This window comes from Mesorhizobium sp. U510 (assembly GCF_059180695.1).
Genome location: NZ_CP180532.1, coordinates 3,436,189 through 3,457,252, shown reverse-complemented (window position 1 = coordinate 3,457,252; position 21,064 = coordinate 3,436,189). Strand labels below are relative to the sequence as shown.

The 21,064-nt window shown below is 58.5% G+C and carries 15 protein-coding genes; 7 read left to right on the top strand and 8 right to left on the bottom strand.

Going from position 1 to position 21,064, the window contains the following annotated elements; translation table 11 throughout:
• Window positions 1-76 precede the first annotated feature (76 nt).
• Complete coding sequence (locus tag ACLGL5_RS18150) at window positions 77-1,219, top strand: DegT/DnrJ/EryC1/StrS family aminotransferase (protein WP_069091710.1); 1,143 nt, start codon at window positions 77-79, stop codon at window positions 1,217-1,219.
• A gap of 13 nt (window positions 1,220-1,232) precedes the next feature.
• Here the strand turns inward: ACLGL5_RS18150 and cysQ are convergent, their stop codons facing one another.
• From cysQ to cysD, 3 genes are read right to left on the bottom strand one after another with little or no spacing between them, the layout of a single operon-like run.
• On the bottom strand, window positions 1,233-2,024 hold the full coding sequence (cysQ, locus tag ACLGL5_RS18145; protein WP_019857049.1) for a 3'(2'),5'-bisphosphate nucleotidase CysQ: 792 nt from the start codon (window positions 2,022-2,024) through the stop codon (window positions 1,233-1,235).
• Window positions 2,025-2,034: 10 nt separating this feature from the next.
• Window positions 2,035-3,972 (bottom strand): sulfate adenylyltransferase subunit CysN, encoded by a 1,938-nt coding sequence (gene cysN / locus ACLGL5_RS18140; RefSeq protein WP_069091709.1) that lies wholly within the window; start codon window positions 3,970-3,972, stop codon window positions 2,035-2,037.
• Window positions 3,973-3,974: 2 nt separating this feature from the next.
• Entirely contained in the window at window positions 3,975-4,880 is a 906-nt protein-coding gene (gene cysD / locus ACLGL5_RS18135; RefSeq protein ID WP_019857047.1) for a sulfate adenylyltransferase subunit CysD, read from the bottom strand.
• A 590-nt stretch (window positions 4,881-5,470) separates the two neighbouring features.
• Between cysD and ACLGL5_RS18130 the strand changes: the two genes are divergently transcribed.
• Window positions 5,471-6,724: an O-antigen ligase family protein gene (locus ACLGL5_RS18130; protein ID WP_069093362.1), complete on the top strand. Its 1,254-nt coding sequence runs from the start codon at window positions 5,471-5,473 to the stop codon at window positions 6,722-6,724.
• An 18-nt stretch (window positions 6,725-6,742) separates the two neighbouring features.
• Window positions 6,743-7,696, top strand: a complete 954-nt coding sequence (locus ACLGL5_RS18125) for an NAD-dependent epimerase/dehydratase family protein (RefSeq protein WP_069091708.1) — start codon at window positions 6,743-6,745, stop codon at window positions 7,694-7,696.
• On the opposite strand, the gene ACLGL5_RS18120 is transcribed toward ACLGL5_RS18125, so the two are convergent.
• Both ACLGL5_RS18120 and ACLGL5_RS18115 read right to left on the bottom strand, forming a co-directional pair.
• A complete protein-coding gene (locus tag ACLGL5_RS18120; protein ID WP_171903273.1) occupies window positions 7,675-8,229 on the bottom strand; it encodes a sugar transferase in 555 nt (184 codons plus the stop codon). The genes ACLGL5_RS18125 and ACLGL5_RS18120 overlap by 22 nt on opposite strands.
• A 154-nt stretch (window positions 8,230-8,383) precedes the next feature.
• Window positions 8,384-10,372 (bottom strand): nucleoside-diphosphate sugar epimerase/dehydratase, encoded by a 1,989-nt coding sequence (locus ACLGL5_RS18115; RefSeq protein ID WP_069091707.1) that lies wholly within the window; start codon window positions 10,370-10,372, stop codon window positions 8,384-8,386.
• Between the two features lie 397 nt (window positions 10,373-10,769).
• Here ACLGL5_RS18115 and ACLGL5_RS18110 point away from each other — a divergent pair, with 397 nt between their 5' ends.
• Window positions 10,770-12,221: a phosphomannomutase gene (locus ACLGL5_RS18110; RefSeq protein ID WP_141700917.1), complete on the top strand. Its 1,452-nt coding sequence runs from the start codon at window positions 10,770-10,772 to the stop codon at window positions 12,219-12,221.
• A gap of 197 nt (window positions 12,222-12,418) precedes the next feature.
• On the opposite strand, the gene ACLGL5_RS18105 is transcribed toward ACLGL5_RS18110, so the two are convergent.
• Entirely contained in the window at window positions 12,419-13,351 is a 933-nt protein-coding gene (locus ACLGL5_RS18105; protein ID WP_019857041.1) for a glycosyltransferase family 2 protein, read from the bottom strand.
• 406 nt (window positions 13,352-13,757) lie between these two features.
• Between ACLGL5_RS18105 and ACLGL5_RS18100 the strand changes: the two genes are divergently transcribed.
• The 3 genes from ACLGL5_RS18100 (at window position 13,758) to ACLGL5_RS18090 (ending at window position 16,855) form a co-directional block, all read left to right on the top strand.
• Window positions 13,758-14,645, top strand: a complete 888-nt coding sequence (locus tag ACLGL5_RS18100) for an ABC transporter permease (RefSeq protein ID WP_236952106.1) — start codon at window positions 13,758-13,760, stop codon at window positions 14,643-14,645.
• A gap of 5 nt (window positions 14,646-14,650) precedes the next feature.
• A complete protein-coding gene (locus ACLGL5_RS18095; protein ID WP_010914947.1) occupies window positions 14,651-15,352 on the top strand; it encodes an ABC transporter ATP-binding protein in 702 nt (233 codons plus the stop codon).
• A gap of 339 nt (window positions 15,353-15,691) precedes the next feature.
• On the top strand, window positions 15,692-16,855 hold the full coding sequence (locus ACLGL5_RS18090; protein ID WP_494372944.1) for a sulfotransferase family protein: 1,164 nt from the start codon (window positions 15,692-15,694) through the stop codon (window positions 16,853-16,855).
• A 95-nt stretch (window positions 16,856-16,950) separates the two neighbouring features.
• Here the strand turns inward: ACLGL5_RS18090 and ACLGL5_RS18085 are convergent, their stop codons facing one another.
• A complete protein-coding gene (locus ACLGL5_RS18085) occupies window positions 16,951-18,780 on the bottom strand; it encodes a rhamnan synthesis F family protein (protein ID WP_069093358.1) in 1,830 nt (609 codons plus the stop codon).
• A gap of 345 nt (window positions 18,781-19,125) precedes the next feature.
• Window positions 19,126-21,039, bottom strand: a complete 1,914-nt coding sequence (locus ACLGL5_RS18080) for a rhamnan synthesis F family protein (protein ID WP_245307111.1) — start codon at window positions 21,037-21,039, stop codon at window positions 19,126-19,128.
• Between the last annotated feature and the right edge of the window lie 25 nt (window positions 21,040-21,064).

Genomic DNA, 21,064 nt, shown 5'->3' with positions numbered 1-21,064 from the left:
TCGGCAAGCACAACTCTGGTACCAGCGGGCCGTTATTTGGCTAGACCGCCCGGTTAAAATCGTTTTTGAGGCTGACATGCAGTTCATCGATCTTGGCGCACAGCGCGAACGCATCCGCGACCGGCTGAAGGCCGCGATCGACCATGTCGTCGAGGACGGCCGTTACATCCTGGGCCCGCAGGTTGCGGAGTTCGAGAAGAAGCTTGCTGCCTATATCGGCACCAAACATGTCGTGGCCTGCGCCAACGGCACCGATGCGCTGCTGCTGCCGCTGTTTGCCGCCGGGATCGGCCCGGGCGATGCCGTGTTCGTGCCGAGCTTCACTTTCGCCGCCACCGCCGAAGTGGTGGCCCTGGCCAAGGCGGAACCTGTCTTCGTCGATGTCGATCCGGTGACCTACAACATCGACATCGCCAGCCTCGAGGCGGCCATCGCCATGATCAAGAAGGAAGGCCGGCTGAAGCCGAAGGCGATTATCCCGGTCGACCTGTTCGGCCTCGCCGCCGATTACGATGCGATCATGGCGATCGCCAACCGCGAAGGGCTGTTGGTGATCGAGGACGCCGCCCAGTCGATGGGTGGGTCGCTTGACGGCAAGATGTGCGGTGCGTTCGGCCATGTCGGCTCGACCAGCTTCTATCCCGCCAAGCCGCTTGGCTGCTATGGCGATGGCGGCGCGATGTTCACCAACGACGACGAGATGGCCGACAAGCTGCGTTCCTTTGCCTTCCACGGCAAGGGCGAGACGCAATACGACAACATCCGCGTCGGCATCAATTCGCGGCTCGACACGCTTCAGGCGGCGATCCTCATCGAAAAGCTCGCCATTCTCGAAGACGAGATGGTGGCGCGCCAGCTGGTCGCAAACCGCTATGCCGAAGGGCTGGGCGACATGGTCACCGCAGCCCGCAACCTCGATGGTAGCCGTTCGGCCTGGGCGCAGTACGCCATCGAGACGCCCAAGCGCGACGGCCTGAAGGCGCATCTGAGCGAAAAGGGCATTCCGTCCGTCATCTACTACGTCAAGCCGCTGCATGCGCAGGTCGCCTATAGCGACTACCCACGCACGCCGACCGGTCTTGCCGTCTCGGAGGAGCTGCCGAAGCGCATCCTGTGCTTGCCGATGCACCCCTATCTCAGCGAAGCCGACCAGGACCGGATCATCGAGACGATCCGCAACTATATCGGCTCGAACTCGGCGCAGGCCGCAGCCGAGTAGTAGGCAGCGACTCTCAGGCGGGGCTCGCTCCTGCCCTGCCGCTGGCGATGAAATGCGGATTGGCGAAATCCTCGTCGTCGGCCTGGTCGCGTTTGCCGTAAGCCAAGGGCTTGCCGTCCAGCGTGCGTGTCGTACCGCCAGCCGCGCGCAGCACCGCGTCGCCCGCCGCGGTGTCCCATTCCATGGTGCGTCCAAAGCGCGGATAGACATCTGCCTCGGCGCTGGCAAGAAGACAGAATTTCAAGGACGACCCAACGGAAACGATCTCGGCGGCGCCGAGGTCGCGAATATAGGCTTCGGTTTCCGGCGTGTTGTGGGAGCGGCTGGCAACCACGGCCAGCGGTGACGCGGCCGCTCTCACCGAAATCGGCCGGCGGCCGATGATCTGATAGTCGTCATCGATTTCCAGGGCTTCCGCGCTGCCCGGCCGTCCCGAAAAGAAGCGGCCGGTGCAAGGCGCGAAGACGACGCCGACTTCCGGCACGCCATGGCGGACAAGCGCGATGTTGACGGTGAAGTCGGTGCGGCGATTGACGAATTCCTTGGTGCCGTCGAGCGGGTCAATAAGGAAAAAGGCCTCGCCGAGATCGGTCGGCATGATTCCAGCCGCCGCTTCCTCTTCGGCCACGCAGGGAATGTCGGGAAATGCCGCGCGCAGGCCGGAGAGGATGATCTTCTCGCTCTCGCGGTCCGCCTCGGTCACCGGCGAGGCGTCCGATTTCCGGTCGACGGCGCAGCCGGCGTGGAAGACGCGCATCACCTCACGTCCAGCCGCCAGGGCCAGCCGCTCGAAGATGTCGAGCATCGACCTATCGTCAGATACCGCCGCCACTTTCATATTGGTCTTCGGCAATGTCGCGCTCATTCAGCCAATGTTCCAGGGCATCTACCATCTCTTCCGCCGATTTGCCGAGCGTCTTCAGATGGATCTCCGGGTTTTCCGGTGCTTCGTAAGGTGAATCCACGCCGGTGAAATTCTTGATCTCGCCATTCAGCGCGCGCGCATAAAGCCCCTTCGGATCACGCCTGGCGCATTCCTCGAAGGGCGTGTCGACAAACACCTCGATGAACTCGCCATCGGCCATCAATTCGCGCGCCACGCGCCGTTCAGCGCTGAACGGCGAAATGAACGAGACAATGACGATCAACCCGGCATCGGCCATCAGCTTGGCCACTTCAGCGACCCGGCGGATGTTCTCGACGCGGTCGGCATCGGTGAAGCCGAGATCGCGGTTGAGACCGTGACGGACATTGTCGCCGTCCAGAATATAGGTGTGCCGGCCGGTGGCGAACAGCTTCTTCTCGAACAGGTTGGCGATGGTCGACTTGCCGGAGCCGGAAAGCCCGGTGAACCAGAACACGGCAGGGCGCTGGTTCTTCATGTCGGCGCGCACGCGCTTGCCGACATCGAGCGATTGCCAGTGGATGTTCTCGGCACGACGTAGCGAGTGCACGATCATGCCCGCGCCGACGGTGGCGTTAGAGATGCGGTCGATCAGGATGAAGGCGCCGGTGGTGCGGTTCTCGGCGAAGGGATCGAAGGCGATCGGCGCCCGTGTCGAGATGTTGCAGATGCCGACTTCATTCATTTCAAGCGACTTGGCCGCCTCATGGGCGAAGTCGTTGACGTTGATGCGGTATTTCAGGTCGGTGACGGTGGCGCTGGTCTGGTCGGTTTCGGTGCGCAGGATGTAGGAGCGACCCGGCAGCAGCGCATGCTCATCAAACCAGACGATGTTGGCTGCGAACTGATCGGCGACTTGCGGCCTGGCGGCCGGCGAAACCAGCATATTGCCTCTGGAGACCTCCACCTCGTCGTCGAGAACAAGCGTGATGGCCTGGCCGGCCACCGCCTGTTTGAGATCGCCGCCATGAGCGACAATGCGTTTGACATGCGAGGACTTGCCGGATTTGGCGACGACGACCTCGTCGCCTTGCACGATGGCGCCGGACGCGATCGTGCCGGCAAAGCCGCGGAAATCGAGATTTGGGCGATTGACGTACTGCACCGGAAAACGGAACGGCTGCTCGACGGCAGCCTCTTCGACCGAAACGCTCTCGAGGTGCTCGATCAGCGTCGGGCCGGAATACCACTGCATGTTGTCGGAGCGGCCGCTGACATTGTCGCCGTAGCGGGCCGACATCGGGATCGGCACGATGGTCTGGAAGCCGAGATCGCGCGAGAATTGGCCGTAGTCTTCGACGATCCGGTCGAAGACTGCCTGGTCGAAATCGACGAGATCGATCTTGTTGACGGCCAGCACGATGTGGCGGATGCCGAGCAGCGAGGCGATGATCGAATGACGCCTCGTCTGGCGCAGCACCCCTTGCCTCGCATCGATCAGCACGATCGCCAGATCGGCGGTCGAGGCGCCTGTCGCCATGTTGCGCGTGTATTGTTCATGGCCGGGCGTGTCGGCGACGATGAACTTGCGCTTCGGCGTGGCGAAGAAGCGGTAGGCGACATCGATGGTGATGCCTTGCTCGCGCTCGGCCTCGAGACCATCGACCAGCAGCGCGAAATCGATGTCATCGCCGGTGGTGCCGTGCTTGCGCGAATCGCGTTCGAGCGCGGCAAGCTGATCCTCGAAAATCTGCTTGGTGTCGGACAAAAGGCGGCCGATCAGCGTCGACTTGCCGTCGTCGACCGAACCGCAGGTCAGGAAGCGCAGCAGCGACTTCTTTTCCTGCGCGGCCAGGTAGTCGCGGATGCTGTCGGTGGGGGCGAGGCTTTTTGCCATGATGTGACGCATGGTCAGAAATACCCCTCGCGCTTCTTCTTTTCCATCGAGCCGGCTTCGTCACGGTCGATCAGGCGGCCCTGCCGCTCGGATGTGCGCGCGGTCAGCATCTCGCCGACGATGGCTTCGAGCGTGTCGGCATCGGATTCGATGGCGCCGGTGAGCGGATAGCAGCCCAAAGTGCGGAACCGCACCAAGCGGTTCTCCACTGTCTCGCCGGGGCGCAGTTTCATGCGGTCGTCGTCCTTGAGGATCAGCATCCCGTCACGCTCCACCACCGGCCGTTCCTTGGCGAAATAGAGCGGCACGATCGGAATGTTCTCCTGCAGGATGTACTGCCAGATATCGAGCTCGGTCCAGTTCGACAGCGGGAAAACGCGGATCGATTCACCCGATGCGATGCGGGTGTTGAAGATCTTCCACATTTCGGGACGCTGGTTCTTCGGATCCCAGACATGTTGGGCATTGCGGAACGAGAATATGCGCTCCTTGGCGCGCGACTTCTCCTCGTCGCGGCGGGCGCCGCCAAAGGCGGCATCGAAACCGTATTTGTCGAGCGCCTGGCGCAGCGCCACCGTCTTCATCACGTGGGTGTGGGTGTTCGAGCCGTGGTCGAACGGATTGATGTTGTCGCGCACACCGTCTTCATTAACATGCACCAAAAGGTCGAAGCCGTGTTTTTGCGCCATCTGATCGCGGAAAGCGATCATCTCGCGGAACTTCCAGGTCGTGTCGACATGAAGAAACGGGAAAGGCGGCTTGGCGGGATAGAACGCCTTCATTGCCAGATGCATCAGCACGGATGAATCCTTGCCGACCGAATAGAGCATGACCGGCTTGGCAAAGGCGGCCGCAACCTCTCGGAAAATGTGGATGGACTCGGCTTCAAGCCGCTGCAGATGCGTAAGCGCTGTTATCATAGACTGTGAGCGTTCTCTCGTGCCTTGCGACAGAAGTCCTTGCGTCAAATCATCGAGCTTTGTGCCCGGTTCAAGCGTCGCTTCTGGACAAAGTGTTTCGTGCGGGCGTTCTAGCAGATCGGCGCACGGCAAAACAATGCAAGACGAGCCCGGCAGCAGTCAGTTCGGGAATGATTTTTCCATGCTTTCGCCAAAACCCGGAAATTTCTGTTCGCAATGCCTGCAGCCGGGAAAAGGCCGGGAAAAAATTGCTCGGCAGACCATGACGACAGACGCTGCTTGAGCCCATTCCCAATCGTCGGGCACCGGCCGCCGATTTTAGGTGACGACAAGCTCCACCGCACTATCGAAAAGACAGCCCAGCCGCTATACAACCTCCGGAAGCGGGCAAGATGCGTCATCAGGCATGGGCAAATTTCAACGCGAGCACATTCGGTTCCGCCGAACAGGATGTGCCGCATAGAGCTACTCGAGAATAGCGGGCCCGAAACTTGACCGGTCTTTCGTCTGCAAGACAGCAACTCACGCCTTCGCGGATCAATATCTACTTCTCCATTCTTTGCTTCTTTTTTCCACCGGTTTTGGGATCGGTGGTCAGCTTCGTGTTCAATGGCGGCGCTCTGTGGTCCGTCCTGTTGCTCGCTCTCAGGAAAAGGCGCTTCAATATCGACGCGGCGATGATGGCGATGACCATCGCGATCTATGCCTATTGCGCGGCCAATCTGGTGGCGTCCATCGTCAACCACGCGATCGCCAGGGATGCATTGCACCTGATCCCGCTTGTCACCTTCCTGTTTTTCCCCATCTCCTATTCGACCTGGAGCATTACGCAGAAGACAACGCTTGTCCGTATCATCGTACTGAGCAGCATGGCGGCCTGTTTTGTCGCGCTGCTTCTGGCGGTCTTCCAACAACATTGGCTTGGTATCCGCGCCGAGGGTGGGGCCGGGAATGCAATTGTGTTCGCGGAGGTCCTCTGCCTTGCCGTGGTGGTCTGCGTGGCAGGCGCCCTGTCGGATACAGAGAGACACAGGATCGCCCTCATTTGTGCGGCACTTGGCGGGACGATCGCCATCATCTACTCCGGCACCCGAATTGTCTGGCTGGCACTGCTGATTGCCGGTATCGCCGTTCTGCTGATCAACCAGCATAGGCTCAAGGGAAGGAACGCCATTCGCCTGCTGGTGCTGTTGCTGGCGGCCGGCGCCGTGATCGCTGCTGTCGGCTTCCAGACCATATCCGGGCGTGTCGACTTTCTGCGTTCCGACTTGGACGCGCTCGCCCTCAAGGGTGACCACACGACGGCTATAGGATTGCGATTGGCCGTGTGGGACATTGGTCTGAAAGCGTTTCGTGAGATGCCGCTGTTCGGACATGGAGTGGGTGCCACCCAGGCCTTGATAAAACAGGGCTTCCACGATCAGTTCGGGATGGATGCAGGCTTCAATCATTTCCACAACGGCTTCCTGACCGCCCTGGTGCAGGCAGGACTTCTGGGCGCCTTGACGCTGGCGGCGATCTTCGTCGTTGCCGCCAGGAATGCAGCCGTGGTTTTGCGAAATAGCACCGATCCTATCGAGCGTTTTGGCGCTACGATGATTGTCATCGTGGTGATCACCTATCTCACGTCCGGGATGACAGGCATCCTGATTGGCCACGACATTCTGGACTCGGTGCTGATGGTCTTCCTGGTGTCGGGAACGTATCTCGCCTCGGGCCGTCAGGCTCCGTTGCCGCAAGACCAGGCGTTTCCGCCCGAGACGGAAGAGCGCGTGCTTCCGCCGGTGACGGAAGACGCCCTTCTTCCAAGGATGGAACATCGGGCGCTTCGCTTCACTCAATAGCCGTTCGGGGCAAGACCAATGAAAGTCCTGGTCACAGGCGCGACAGGCTTCATCGGTCGTCAGGTGGTGCATCGGCTTCGCGAGGCGGGCACCGAGCTCCGCCTCGCGTCCCGCTACCCGGAGAGGCTTGGTCCGGGACATGATGCCATGCAGATGCCCGATGTCGATGCGCCGGCGGCTGCCTTCCTGGCGCTTGCCAGGGGGGTTACCGATGTCGTTCATTGCGCGGGTCTGAACAATGATGAAGGCAACGCCACCGAAGCCGATTTTCGGGCGGCCAATGCGGAATTGAGCGCAAGGCTGGCGCAGGCTGCGGCCGAACAGGCAAGTGGACGGTTCATCCTGCTCTCTTCGATCCGGGCCGTGATCGGCGCGCGCGTCAGCGCAACGATCGACGAGGACACGATTCCCCATCCGCAATGCGCCTATGGGCGCTCGAAGCGCGAAGCAGAGATCGGGGTGCTGGACGCCTATGCGTCGCATGGCCGTTCCGACGCCACCGTATTGCGACTGCCCCCAGTCTACGGGGCCGGCATGAAAGGAAACCTGGCGGCGCTGATGCGCCTGGCCGATACGGGCCTGCCGCTGCCGAGAGGTGCCCTGACGGGAACCCGCTCGCTGCTGTCATCGCAATCGACGGCAGGCGCGGTATGGCATCTTCTCAGCCTTTCGGGGCGGCTGCGATCGATCTATGTCGCCAGCGATGTGCCGCCGGTTTCGATCGCCGACATTGTCGGCGCCTTTCGCGACGGTTTCGGACGGCCGAGGCGCCTTGTGGCCATGCACGCCAAGCCGTTGCGTGCAGCCGCGATCCTCTTGGGCAAGCGGGCGTCCTGGGACAGCCTGACCGCGACACAGATATGCGACCCTTCCCTGCTCGTATCCGAAGGCTGGCTGTCGGAAACCGGGACGCTGGAGCGGCTGGCCGAAATAGCGCGGCTCGGAGACGCTCAATCGCCCCCGTGGCGATAGAGCGTTCCAAATAGGATGCGAAGGTCGAGCGAGAACGACGCCGTCCTGAGATAGGCGGCATCCGTTTCGGCCAGAAGCTGCGGGTTGGACATGTCGATGCCCCTGATCTGGGCCATGCCGGTAATGCCCGGTCGTGCCGCCAAAACCCCCAGCTGCCGGCGGCGCTCGATCAGTTCCGTCTGTGTCGGCAGGCAAGGGCGCGGCCCGACCAGGCTCATCTCACCCCGAAGAACATTCCAGAATTGCGGCAGCTCATCGAGCTTGAACTTCCGCAAGGTCCTTCCGACCGAGGTCACGGCATTTGCTGGCGCCTCGTGCGAGGGCAAGGACGGCGTTCCCTGATACATCGTCCGCAATTTGTGGCAGCGAAACAACACACCATCGCGGCCGACCCGCGTCTGTGAAAAAATCACCGGACCGGGCGACGATGCCCGCACCGCAAGCATGCAGAGCAATAGAACAGGGGATGTCACCAACAACAGCAAGACTGCCGCGACGAGATCGAAGGCGCGCTTCAGTCCCTTCACGGCCATCCCCTGATCACTAGAGCCATTCCAGGAAGAGTGTGAAACGGTTTCCCCAGCAAAAGCCAGAAGCGCTTTCCCGGCGGAAATTGCTCCGACACCGCCGGCCGCGGAATCGATATCCAGGCAAAATCCCGCCATTCAACCGTCAGCTGCAACGTATCTAACCTGCTTGCCCGACCGTTCTCGGACCAGTTTCCTGCCGCGTGTCGGGCGCTGGCGTCTCCGGCAGATGGAGTTGCGCCAACACGGCAAGGGCGGAAGCCTTGTCCTGGCTCTTCATTGCCGCCTGCAACGCGGCCAGCGAGGCCTGAACCCTAGGCCACGCCACCACATCGGTCCTGAGACCGAAGATCTTGGCGATGTCGAGCGTGATGATCTCTTCATTGGCGCCCTGGAGCGTCTCATGCAGCTTCTCGCCGGGTCTGATACCGGTGAAGCGGATCGGGATATCCGCATAGGGCGTCTTGCCGGCCATGCGGATCATGGTTTCCGCGACTTCGAGAATCGGCACGGGTTTGCCCATGTCCAGCATATAGATGGCATAGTCGTCCTTGCCGTTACGCGACTGGGCGTCGGCGGCCGCCATGATGACGAGGTCGACGGCTTCCGCCACCGTCATGAAATAACGGGTCATGCGTCGATCGGTAATCGTGACCGGGCCGCCGGCTTCGATCTGTGCCTGGAAGATGGTCGCCACCGAGCCATTGGAGCCAAACACGTTGCCGAACCGCACGGCTATGAATTTGGTTCCGGAACGGCGCCCGTCCGGCGCGATTGCGTGGCTTTCGTGCAAGGAACTGACGAGTTGCTCGGCGGCTCTCTTTGTGATGCCAAGCACCGAGGTCGGATCCACGGCCTTGTCGCTCGATATGAGCAGGAACTGCGGAACACCGCATTTGGCGGCAACCTCAGCGCAGACAAGCGTACCGAAAACATTGGTCTGGATAGCTGATTCCCAGTTCTCCTCGAGCAGCGGAACGTGCTTCAGAGCCGCGGCATGAAAGATGATGTCCGGTTTGAATTCCGTGACGACACGAGTCATCTGACGCCGGTCCGCGACATCGACAATGCGCACCTTCAGGCGATCATGGTCCTTTTCCTCGACATACTGGCTCAACTGGAAGATGCCGAACTCGGAATTGTCGGCGACCAGCACCGCCCCTGCTCCCAGCTCCAGCGACCGCTTGACCAGCGTGCGGCCGATAGATCCGGCGCCTCCCGTCACCAGGACGCGCTTGCCGTCGACGAAGGCACCAATACGCGCGATATCGGACGGCACGGTCGGGCGGCGCAGGATCGTTTCCATCTCGACTTCGTCGAGAACGATCTTTCCCTCCTGCCCAAGCTGCGAAAGGCTCGAGAACTGCAAGACGGTTATGCCGCCATGCCGGGCGACACGCACAAGCTCGGAATATTCCTCGATCTCATGCTCGACACCGCTGCCGAAAATAAGCAGGTCGATGCTCCTGGTGCCGGCGGCGTAGTCCTCCAGGACATCGATCAGGCGTGGCCGGGACGCCACCACGGGAACACCTTGAATCCGTGTACCCAACGGTGCGCCACGCTCGGTCGCCATGATGCCGGCAATGGAATAATCGGTCGGCTCTGCCGTGCGCGTGAAGCGAATGATCAGGTCGGCCTCACCAAGCCGACCGACGAACAGCGCCCGCCTGGCCTGCACTTTGTCGACCCTGTGGGTAAGGATGCCCCAACTCGCGCCGTCGCGAAGAAATCGGTAGAACAGCCGCGGCGCCGATATGATGGTAAAGGAAACGAGGAAAAAGACGATGAATTGGCGTTCGTTGAGGCCAGCCACGGGCTGGATGAAACGAAACATCAACGAAAGAGCATAGAGCACGACCGTCAGAATCGCACAGCTCTTCAGAATGTTGAAAAAGTCCGGAGTCGAGGCAAAGCGCCAGATCGTGGTGTAGAGACCACAATATCTGAACAGCAGGTGACTGATGAGAACGATCCCGAGCCAGGTGACCAGACCTTGGTAGGAGAATGCATCGAACGAAAGGTCTGACCGGGAGAGGACGAGACTAAGCGCCACCGCAACCAGGACCATGAGCAGGTCCTGGACCATGATGATGACGCGCCGTATCTTCGGTCGAAATCCGAACACGGCTTCTGCATAGGAAGTCATTGGCGAGTATTGAACTCCAGGCGTGAGAACTTCAACACTAATGCGGCGTCAGATCGAATACCATCCGTCACCGGCCACCTGTTCTCAGCGTCAAATCCTCGGCCCCCGCCGTCGCTACCGCATAGCGTGGACGTGAGGTCATCGCCAGAGATTTCTTCACAGACGGTTCGATCGGGATCAAGTGTCGACCAGGATATCGCGCAACCGGCGGGGAGGTTTAAGGTTCACGCTGTTGCCAGGAGCAGGTCAGGCGATGCGATTGGCTGCCGTCTGACGCACTTTCTACAGCGCTGCCGTTGCCCGTTCGTTCATCGCGACGCACTATTTTTCAAGCTCTCGAGGAAACCTCGGGTGGGCGGCAAAGCGCTTTTCGGTTAACAGGGGAACCTACCTCAATATGACAACCTTCCCTCTCATCAGCCAAAGCGAAGTGATGAAATTTGGATCGAGTGGCCTCAGAGGCCTGGCTTCGGAACTGGTCGGGAACCCAAGTGGGCTTTATACTGAGGCTTTCGCCTGGCGCCTGGCTGCCGACGGGATTCAGCCAAATGCCATGGTGCTGGTGGGCCGTGACTTACGCGACAGCAGCCCCACCATTGCCGCCAACTGCATGGCGGCCCTGGCGGCAAGCGGGCTTCAACCGATCGATTGCGGCGCTATTCCAACACCGGCTTTGGCGCTGTACGGCCAGCAGCATGGCGCAGCGGCACTTATGGTGACGGGTTCGCATATTCCCGCTGACCGCAACGGCATCAAATTTTACGGCCCGCACGGCGAGATCAGCAAGGCCGATGAAGCCGCCATGGCACAATACGCCGCCGGAAGATCGGGAGCCTATCGCCCTCCGCCTCCGCCAGGAACGGCCTTGCCGACACGCCATGATCAGGCGATCGCCGCCTATCGCGCGCGCGCCGAGATCATATTGGAGCCCAGCTCCCTTTCCGGCATGAGGGTCGGCGTTTATCAGCACAGCTCGGTGGCGGCGGATCTGCTGGTCGAGATTCTCCAATCCCTTGGCGCTCATGTGACGCCTGTCGGGAAATCCGGGACCTTCGTGCCCGTTGACACCGAAGCCGTCAGCCCGACCACACTTGCCAAATTCAAGCGTTGGGCTGGGGAATTCGACCTCGATGCCATCGTGTCGACAGATGCCGATGCCGATCGTCCGCTTATCGCCGACGAAAATGGCGATCTCTTTCGCGGCGACCTGATCGGCCTCGCCACGGCCTTGTTCTTGCGGGCAGACGTCGTCGTGACGCCGGTGACCTCCAATTCGGGCATTTCGAAAGCTTTCGGTTTCGAGGTCGTGAGAACGAAGGTCGGATCTCCCTTTGTTATCGAAGGGATGGAAGCATCATACCATGCCGGTCGCATCGTCGTCGGCTTCGAGGCCAATGGCGGCGTTCTCCTGGGATCGGATTGTTCCCTGCGCGGAAAGACACTGACGGCATTGCCGACACGGGATTCCCTACTCCCGATCCTCGCCGTCCTGGGTCTGGTTGCATCGACAGGAAAAACGCTGTCGCAGCTGCGCGCGGTTTGGAAGCTTCCGGTTTGCGCAAGCGAGCGACTTGAAAACTTCCCGGTGGAAAGCTCGCACAGCTTGATGCGCCGCCTTGCGGATCGGGATGCATTGCAGCAATTCCTGGCGCCTTTCGGGACCGTTGCCGAAGTCGACGAGACTGACGGCTTAAGGATGCGAATGCAGACTGGTGAGATCATCCATTTGCGGCCCTCCGGCAACGCACCAGAACTTCGCTGCTATTCGGAGGCTGCAAACCCGGACAGAGCGGCGGCGATCGTGGCATTGACGCTTGAAAGGGCGCGGGCGATCACGTCCACGGATTAAACCGCGGGCGTCTCATGAGGATGGTTCTCGCACTGGCGCAAGCCCCTTCCGACGGCGGTCACTGCATTCGCTGGCCTCATGCGAGAACAGCTCGGCGTTCCTCGACGTATCGCCCTCAACTTGTAACAGCGAAGAAACGCTCGGGCCAATAGAGCACGAGGTCACCGCTCGACCACGCGCCTTGAAGCGATCCGATTTCAGATGCGACCCAGGACGAATGCGAGATAAAGCCCTAGGGTCCCGGCAAGAGTCTGCCGGTAGACACCGCTTGCGGGCAGAGTGCGCAAACGCTGGAAAAGACTGCCCTTCCGACCGCTTGCGAACAGGTCGAGGCACGCCGCGGCATCCGGCGTAAGGAGGTCGCGATTGACCGCCAGACCGGCAAGGTTGAGATCGGTCCAGTCGGCAAACTCGCCCTTGAACAGGCGCCCAAGCCGCGAGACCCTTGCCCGCCACGACACGTTGGCGCCGACAAGGTTCGCCGCGTGCTGCCGGTAGTGCACCAGGGGCCGCGGGTCGTAGTGGACAACGCCGCCGGCGCCGGTGACAACCAGATAGGCCCACCAGTCGTGGCTGACGAAGCCCGTGCGTGCCGAAGCCCTTGCCAACAGATCGCGTGCCGTGCGGTTGAGCAGGATGGTGTTGCCGCCGGCGATGCTTTGCACGAGCGCGTTGCGGAAGGATGGCGGCCGCCGAAACAATGGCGACTGGCCGACAAGGCTTCCCGTTTCGGTCATGGTCGCGGTTCGCGAGCAGAACATCAACGGCGTTTCCGCGCCGAACGCCTGCATCCATTGGATGGCACTTTCCAGCCTGTCCGGCTCCCAGACATCGTCCTGATCGCTGAAGGCATAGAAGTCGGCATCGATACGTCGGTCGAGTATCATCGAGCGGAAATTGGCGGCGAACCCTCGGTGCGGCCCCTCCACCAACGTCACTCGACCCTTTGTCCAGCGGGACTTCCAGGCTTCGATGATGGGAACCGTGCCGTCGACGGAGCCATCGTCGGAGATCCAGAGGTCGATGAGCGGATGCGACTGTGCGAGCAGGGATTGCAACTGCTCATCAATGAACGCCGCGCCGTCTTTCGTGCCCATCAGCACCGCTATGCGCAGATCTGCCCTATCCACGAATGTCGAACACCTTACTTGAGTTCTTCATGAAGGCGAGGCGCATCCGTGGCCGAAGTCCGAATACAGATTCCAGCTTCATCGGATGGCACCAGGCTCCAGGCTCGTGGACGTGAACACCAGCAAAGTGCGAACACGAAAATCGCTCATGGCCGTTCAGTTTTCTCAAAGCGCGATTTCCGGCCCGTCGCTTTGTATCGCATACTGTGGGCTCGAAGTCATAGCCAGAGGTTTTTTCGGCAAGAGCGGACGGTCAATGGAGAAGCGTGGTGCATCATTCTTGGGTGATTGCCGCGAGCCTGATATTAGTCTCAGCTAACAAAGAAACCGCACGGTATCAGCACGTGCCCAGTTTTGCCGCAGTTGACTCTGCTCTTGACCTCGTTACGACGCAATGCGTTGCCATATGCCCGTCGAAATGGCTATTAGAGATGGGTGTGGTGGTTCGCCATGGCCAGCGAAGGACAATGCGCCAGAACAACGGATTGCGATATTCCCAGCTATGATTGCGGCACTAAACGGCGCTTTTGACGACATCTCAAAAGCCATGAGATTACACCGAGTCTGGATCGCGCTTGCCCATGAGGACATCGGCGACCAGCACAGACGCACGACGCTCGGCCCGCTTTGGATGCTGGTCAACTATTTCGCTTTCGTCGGCACATTTGCCTTTGTTTTCGTGACCAAGGACGCAAGCAACCCAAGCTATATAGCCTATGTGGCCATCGGCATGCTGGTGTGGTTCTATCTTACCGAGACCATCACCATGAGTGTGTCTCTCTTCCAACGCGAAGCGAGCTTCATTCAGGGCACGACGCTGCCGTTGTTCGTGTATGTGATGCGCTTGACGATGCAATGCATTATTCGAGCTGGTTATTCGCTGGCGGGTTGCGTTCTCATTCTGCTTTTGAGCGGTTACGGAATCAACACAAACTGGCTGCTGTCCTTGGTGGGATTGTTGCTCCTCATCCTGGCAACCCCTGCATTTGTGGTGGTTTTTGCGTTCCTGGGCGCATTCTTTCCCGATAGCGAATTCATCGTTGGCAACCTGATGCGGGTGGGCATGTTCTTCACGCCTGTCTTCTGGGTCTATAGTGGGCAAGAGGGCGTTCAAGAATATGCCTATCACTGGAACCCGTTCACCTATTTCCTGGAGGGCGTGCGCGAGCCGATCACGGCGGGCATATTTCCGGGGCATTCCTTGGCGGTGACAGGTTATTTCTGCCTCGGCCTCTGGGCTATTGCGCTGCTGCTGCTGGGCCTTTATCGCAAGCGCATCGTTTTCCTGATCTGAGTTCCATGACCTCCATCACACTGAACAATGTCAGCCTCGTCTATCGACTGTTTGAAAAGTTGACGCTTTCGGCGCCCGGTCGGCGTCGAAGCGCTCTCGGCGGCAATATAGCCAAGTCGGGCACCAAACAGGTCGTGCAGGCGCTCGACGGTGTCAGCTTCGAGCTCAAGGCGGGCGACCGGTTAGGGCTTGTCGGCCCGAATGGCGCCGGCAAGACCACCCTGCTCAAGGTTCTATACGGAATCTACCAGCCATCGGGTGGTACGATATCGATCACCGGCAAGGTCGATGCCCTGTTCAACATCCACATAGGGTTTCGTCCCGAGGCCACCGGGCGCAGAAACATCGTGCTGAGAGGGTTGATCAGTGGTTGGACGGCGGCCGAGATCGAAGAGAAAATGGAAGAAATAATCGATTTCAGCGAACTGGGCGACTTCATCGACCTGCCGTTCAAGGCGTACAGCCAAGGCATGGCGGCACGTTTGGCGTTTGCAGCAGCGACCACTCTCGAGCCTGAAATCCTGCTGATGGATGAATGGATTGGCGCCGGTGACGCGTCGTTCCAGGAAAAAGCCAAGCGACGCATGGACGAACTGGCGGAAAAGGCCGGCATCATCGTGTTGGCAAGCCACGACGATGCGCTCATCCGGCGGGTCTGCACGAAGAAACTCACACTTCGAGCTGGCCGGGTGGAGTCGCTGGCTTAAGGCGTCTCGCGATATTCGATATCGAGGTCGAGCGAGGGCTCGATAGTCGTAGCATCCTCCTTTTCCGCAGGCCTTCAACGGTCCAAAACCACTGGCGAAGTCACGGCCGAACAACAGAGATCGGGTGCACCCTGTCAGCCCCGCATGCGATCTTCATAGAATTGACGCTTTGATAGAGCCTGGTCTAAGCGTACTGAACGTTGACCAACCGGACCGAAAAGCACCTTCAATTTGATAACCCCAACAGCCGGATTGCCACAGGGACCGAGGCGTCAAGCCATCTTAATCCTGGGAATGCACAGGAGCGGAACCTCGGCGCTTGGGGGCGTAATCAATGCATTGGGAGCAGCCGGCCCGAAGACCCCGCTGCCGTCGCACGCGGCCAATCCGCGCGGATTCTTCGAGAGCGCGCCCCTTGCCCTTGCCCACGACGAACTGCTCGCATTAGCAGGCTCATCCTGGCTTGACTGGCGTCAACTCGATCAGCAAAGGATGAACTCAAAGGCAACAGAGCCGTGTCGTCAGAAAATAAAACAGCTGCTCATCGACGAGTTCGGTGACGAACCATTGATCGTTATCAAAGACCCGCGGACATGCAGATTTGTTCCGTTCATGTCGTCGATCTTGGACGAAATGAATGTCAGCCCTGTCGCCCTTCTGCCGGTACGCAATCCTCTTGAGGTCGCATATTCGCTGCACCGGCGAGACAAAATCACACTGCCAGAGTCCCTGCTGTTGTGGCTCAGGCATGTGCTCGAAGCTGAATATCATTCACGACACATGCCGCGATATATTCTGTCATATGAAGGGTTCCTGGTCGACTGGCGAAAGCATATTGACCGCGCAGCTGAAAAAACAGGTGTCGTCTGGCCTGCTCAGCCCGACCAGTCGGACGTCAAGATCGAGCAGTTTCTGACGACAGACCTTTATCATGAAAGGTCCACGCTCGAAGATGTGCATAATCATCCGGATGTTACGTCGCTGGTCCGCGAGACCTATCAAATTCTGTCCACAATCGCCGCCGGGGATGAAGACAATGGCTTGCTTGCTCAGCTGGATATTATGCGGACGAGATTCGACGAAGCCTGCGAAACATTTTCGGTAGCCATGGCGACGGAGGAATTGGCGGTTGCGCAATTGCGTGGTGAACTCAGCGCGCGCAGCACCGAGACAGAGCAGGTCCGTCAAGAGAATTCGAGGCTTGCGAGCTTTCTGGAACAGCAATCCGTTGAAATCCGCGGCTTGGCGGACGAACGTGATGTTCTCGTCGGAACTCGCGACACTCTGATCGCTGAACGGGATGCCCTCTTAAACGCCCAAGCCAGCTTAATCGCTGAACGGGATGCCCTCGTAAATGCCCAAGCTAGCTTAATCGCCGAACGCGATGCTCTCCTGCGGGACATAATCGGCATCGCCAATGAGCGCGACGCGATACTCACGTCGCGCAGTTGGCGGCTGACCGCACCTTTGCGACTGATACGTGGTCTGTTCGCCCGTGGCTGATGCGGGCGCGGACAGTAAACGCGCGAGGCACTTGGAGCCCCTCACGAGCGACTTTGCCCACGTAAGAGAGCTCAGTTTGCTGTATCGCGATCTGGCTAATCCCCGAACGCGATTATCCTTCGTAGGCCGCGATAGAGTGGCCTGAGAATCCTGAACGCTATTGGCGATCTGGCTACAATCGATCTCTTGATCGAGAAGATGAGGCCACGAAAGGATCTTACCACTCCATAGTTTCCAAATTCCGCCGGAGCTCCGTTCTCGCATAGGGCTTGCAATTTAGCCTCCAGCATTACGTAGTTGTGAGCAGCATGCCCGGCAGTCATCACGTGCCGGAAGGTATAGCCGGCGTCGATTGCAACATAGGCTATGATCCGCTCTATGGCGTGGACCAAACTTCCATCCCGATAATCCATATTGGCAAAATCGTTCCAGCCCCACTTTTCTTCGAAAAGCTTCCTTAGAGCTGCAGGACGAAACCAGTACATCCCACCGTAAGGCGCGACAGGTGTACTATCATCCAGATGCACGATCAAACCCAACTGTCGGGCAAGCTTCGCTACGTTGGCTTTGTTGCCAGCCCATGAATTTCCAATGGTCGGATACCCAATATGAACCAACGGCGGCATGACGAGACCAAGCGCTGAATTGTTGGCAAAGAGTTCAAGCAAATTCGAGACATATCCAGGCGTATGAAGAAGGTTTTCAAAAGTGTGGAGTTTAAACAACTCTCCCCTCGGGCCGTCTTGGGGAGATCGCTTGGAATGGATCCGGCAGATCAAGTCGTACCGATCCTCGAGTACATAGTCCCGGCAACCGACAAGAAGGGCGGAAGTGTCCCTGCCATCGTTCCGGACGACCAGGACGACCGCATTCCTGGCGTTCGTCGCCTTCGCGACTGCTTGCTGAATCAATGCCTGCTTGTTGGCATTGTCGGTCGTGACGATCAGATCGTAGCCTTTCGGCACGTTTTCGGCATAGCCGAGAACCTCATCGATCATGTCGACGTGATACACATGCGCAAGAACTGCTATCCGATAATCGTCCCAATTCCTTTGCGCGCCAATATGGATGTCCGGCAGGACGGAGAGCAACGCGGCATTGCCATTTAGCGTACGAGGCGAGCCCAAGCGGCCAACGCTTTTCCATATCAGCGACAAATCATAATCAGATTGGTTTTCTACGATCTCCAAGGCACGCGGCAGGTTGATGGCCGCGCGCTCGAGGGACAGCGTGTCGTGAAAAAAGAGGCGACGCTTCAGTATCGGGCTCCGGTCCTCCAGCGTTTTGTCCGGCTCCATGAAAACCGGGTATGGCGTCCTGTATCGTTCCGGATCGAGCAATACCGAACAGGTGTAGCCCAAAGCCTGAAAATGCGCTGTGAACACCGTCTCGTGCTTCGCAACTGACTCCATATAGGAGTTGATGGACACCATCCGGGTCCAATAGTCACGAAACGCCTTCGACTGATGCAAGGACCGCCGCACTGCGATGAAATGGGAATTGAGATGGAAGGGCAGTTCCGATTTTCTGACGTCGATCGGATTGGGCTTTATCGCCTTGTGGGCGGAGATTCCCCAAAAGTCACAGTGACGTTGGTCCATCTCAGAGAACATTTCGGAAAAGGGGAAGATCGGCCCGTAGAAAGTGTGGTTGAAAAACAATATCTCGTCGAAGTGTGAAAGCTCATCCCACCCGATATGTTCGAGGGCAGCCCGATAGGCCCAGACATCGAACCCCTTGTTTTCCCTGATCAGAAAGCTGTCGGTAGCGTCAGAAAGGCGAGATCGGGCCTCGTCGTCTACCGGACCGTTGCAAACGACCAGCAGTTTTTCAACAAAGGGCCTTATCGATGCAATCAGGTGAAAATAATACTCATCTATCTTGCCTTCTTGATCGTAATAAAATGCGATTGCCAGGCGCCTCATCGACCTAATCTCTCTCTGGTGCAGATGGCACTTAGAATTAGAACGCTCCGATATGGGATCGCCGGCGGCACCGAACCACATCCTGCCACGCAAACATCATCGAGAGGCGGTGTTTCCAGGTTGCGCCCTCGATGCCCGTGATAGCGTTGAAAAACAGGTATTCCAAGACCGCTGGTTGGAATGGCACCATCTGGCAGGACGTCGACCGCACCCATTAAACCATTCGGTGCCGCCAAAAAAGGCCGGCCACATGCGATCTTCTACACGACGCCGACATGCGGCTTGCCAAATGATGCCAGCCTTCCAGGAAAAGCGCACAGCGTTTCGCCATGCCTGGAGTTTGATTTAGGGCTTGGCCACAGCTCGATAGATCGGTCTCAATATTTTGAACAGGGTAGGCGCTCTGAACCACAGAGAGTTTTTAATGGCCAAATTGAGTTTACCCAGAGAGCGCTTCACTGACGTTACCGACGTCTGCGACGATGACGCAGCGGGCGGCAGATGGTTTGCCACGGGATAACCGGCTTTCTTCCACTCAGACAACAAATGGCACTGCCAAGGGAAGTCGCCTGACGGCATCAGGCTGGCAAGTTTTTGCAGCTTGAACTCCAGCATGGTGTAGTTGTGCGCCGCCTGATGCGCGCACATGATGTGCCGCGTGGTATATCCGGCATCCTGAGCCGCGTAGGCGATCAGCCGCTCCAGCACATGGGCCAAGCCGCCGTCAACATGATTTGGCTCGGCATTGAAGTCTTCCCATTTCCACTTGTGTTCGAAGATTTTGCGCAGGGCGCGTGGCCGGAACCAGAACATGGTGCCATAGGCAGCGACCGGGGTGTCATGATCGAACTTGACCTTGATGTTCAAAAGCCGAGCGGTTTCCTCAACCTTTGGCCTGTTGAAGAACCATGCGTGCCCCATGGTCGGATAGGAAATATGAACGACAGGCGGAACGGCTAGTCCGACTAACGGATTGTCGTGAAACATATCCAAAACATTGTGGACATAGCCACGCGTATTCAGCAGATTCTCAAGCATATGCCGCTTGAACAGGTTGCTTCTCGACGCCTGCACTTGAGGCGACTTTTTTGTATGCAGGCGACAGACAAGGTCATAGCGGTCGTCGACGAGCAGATCGCGCAAGGAAATGAAAAGCGAGGACATGTCACGACCGCGATTTTTCTCGACGATGCGGACGATGACGTTCTTCACGCCAGGGCGTTTTGCCAGTGTGGCTTCAATCTCGGCCTTTTTTTCCGGCGTATCGGTCGTGGCAATGAAATCATAGGGCACCGGGATGTTGCCGGTCAGCGCCAGTATCTCTTCCAGCATGTCGGTGTAGTAAATATGCGCGCAGACAGCGATCTTGCCGTAGTCGGAAGGAGCGTCGCCGTCTTTGGCTCGCTCATCGGGCAAAACGCTCATCAGCGCGGCATTGGTGTTTAGATTCCTCAATTCCGAAGTGCGCAGGACATTGCGCCAAATCAGATTGAGATCGTAGTCGGATGTCTCTTCAAGCACTCGCAAAGCGCGCGGCAAATCAATGCCTTGAGCATTCAAAAACGTCGGATCATGAAAAAACGGACGTCGCTTTAGCAAGGGAAAGCGGTTGATGATTGTCTCATCAACGTTAATAAACGCCGGATAGTGCGAACCATATTTATCCGGATCGACATACGCTTCCGCCGAGTAGCCAAGATCTGTAAAATGCTTGGTAAACTGCGACTCGTGCAGCATGATAGCGTCGATGTAAGTTTTGATCGCGGGCAGATTTTCCCAGTATGTCTTGAAGGCACGTGATTTCAGCATCTTCTCGCGGACAGCAATGAAGTTTGCTGTGAGATGGCGGGGCAGATGGCCTGTTCCGGTAAACGGATTTGGCGTCATTTGCGAATGAGCAGCGCTGCCCCAGAAATCACAATCCCGGCGCTCCATTTCCGAAAACATTTCCGAAAACGGAAAAAGAGGCCCGTAGCAGGTGTCATTCAGCAGGATAAGTTCATCATACTCGGAAAGAGCGTCAAAGCCGACAGCGTCAATACCGGTCTTGTATCCCCATACGTCAAATCCCACGTTCTCCCGGACCAGAAGCTGATCACAACTGGCTTTGATTGCTATTTCCGAAAGCTTGGAAAGATTTCCGTTGGATACGACAACAATCCTCTCGACAAATTCGCGCAGCTTTTCGAGCAGGAAGATGACATAGTCATCGGCAATTCCATGCTCGTTGTAGAGAGAAAATACGGCAATACGACGCACCTTGATGCTCCTGACTAGATCGTGA

Bases quoted from the DNA above. Each gene is read 5' to 3' on its own strand.
- ACLGL5_RS18150 (WP_069091710.1), top strand. From the start codon at position 77: ATGCAGTTCATCGATCTTGGCGCACAGCGCGAACGCATCCGCGACCGG.
- cysQ (WP_019857049.1), bottom strand. From the start codon at position 2,024: ATGCTCGACATCTTCGAGCGGCTGGCCCTGGCGGCTGGACGTGAGGTG.
- cysN (WP_069091709.1), bottom strand. From the start codon at position 3,972: ATGCGTCACATCATGGCAAAAAGCCTCGCCCCCACCGACAGCATCCGC.
- cysD (WP_019857047.1), bottom strand. From the start codon at position 4,880: ATGATAACAGCGCTTACGCATCTGCAGCGGCTTGAAGCCGAGTCCATC.
- ACLGL5_RS18125 (WP_069091708.1), top strand. From the start codon at position 6,743: ATGAAAGTCCTGGTCACAGGCGCGACAGGCTTCATCGGTCGTCAGGTG.
- ACLGL5_RS18120 (WP_171903273.1), bottom strand. From the start codon at position 8,229: ATGGCCGTGAAGGGACTGAAGCGCGCCTTCGATCTCGTCGCGGCAGTC.
- ACLGL5_RS18115 (WP_069091707.1), bottom strand. From the start codon at position 10,372: ATGACTTCCTATGCAGAAGCCGTGTTCGGATTTCGACCGAAGATACGG.
- ACLGL5_RS18110 (WP_141700917.1), top strand. From the start codon at position 10,770: ATGACAACCTTCCCTCTCATCAGCCAAAGCGAAGTGATGAAATTTGGA.
- ACLGL5_RS18100 (WP_236952106.1), top strand. From the start codon at position 13,758: ATGCCCGTCGAAATGGCTATTAGAGATGGGTGTGGTGGTTCGCCATGG.
- ACLGL5_RS18095 (WP_010914947.1), top strand. From the start codon at position 14,651: ATGACCTCCATCACACTGAACAATGTCAGCCTCGTCTATCGACTGTTT.
- ACLGL5_RS18085 (WP_069093358.1), bottom strand. From the start codon at position 18,780: ATGAGGCGCCTGGCAATCGCATTTTATTACGATCAAGAAGGCAAGATA.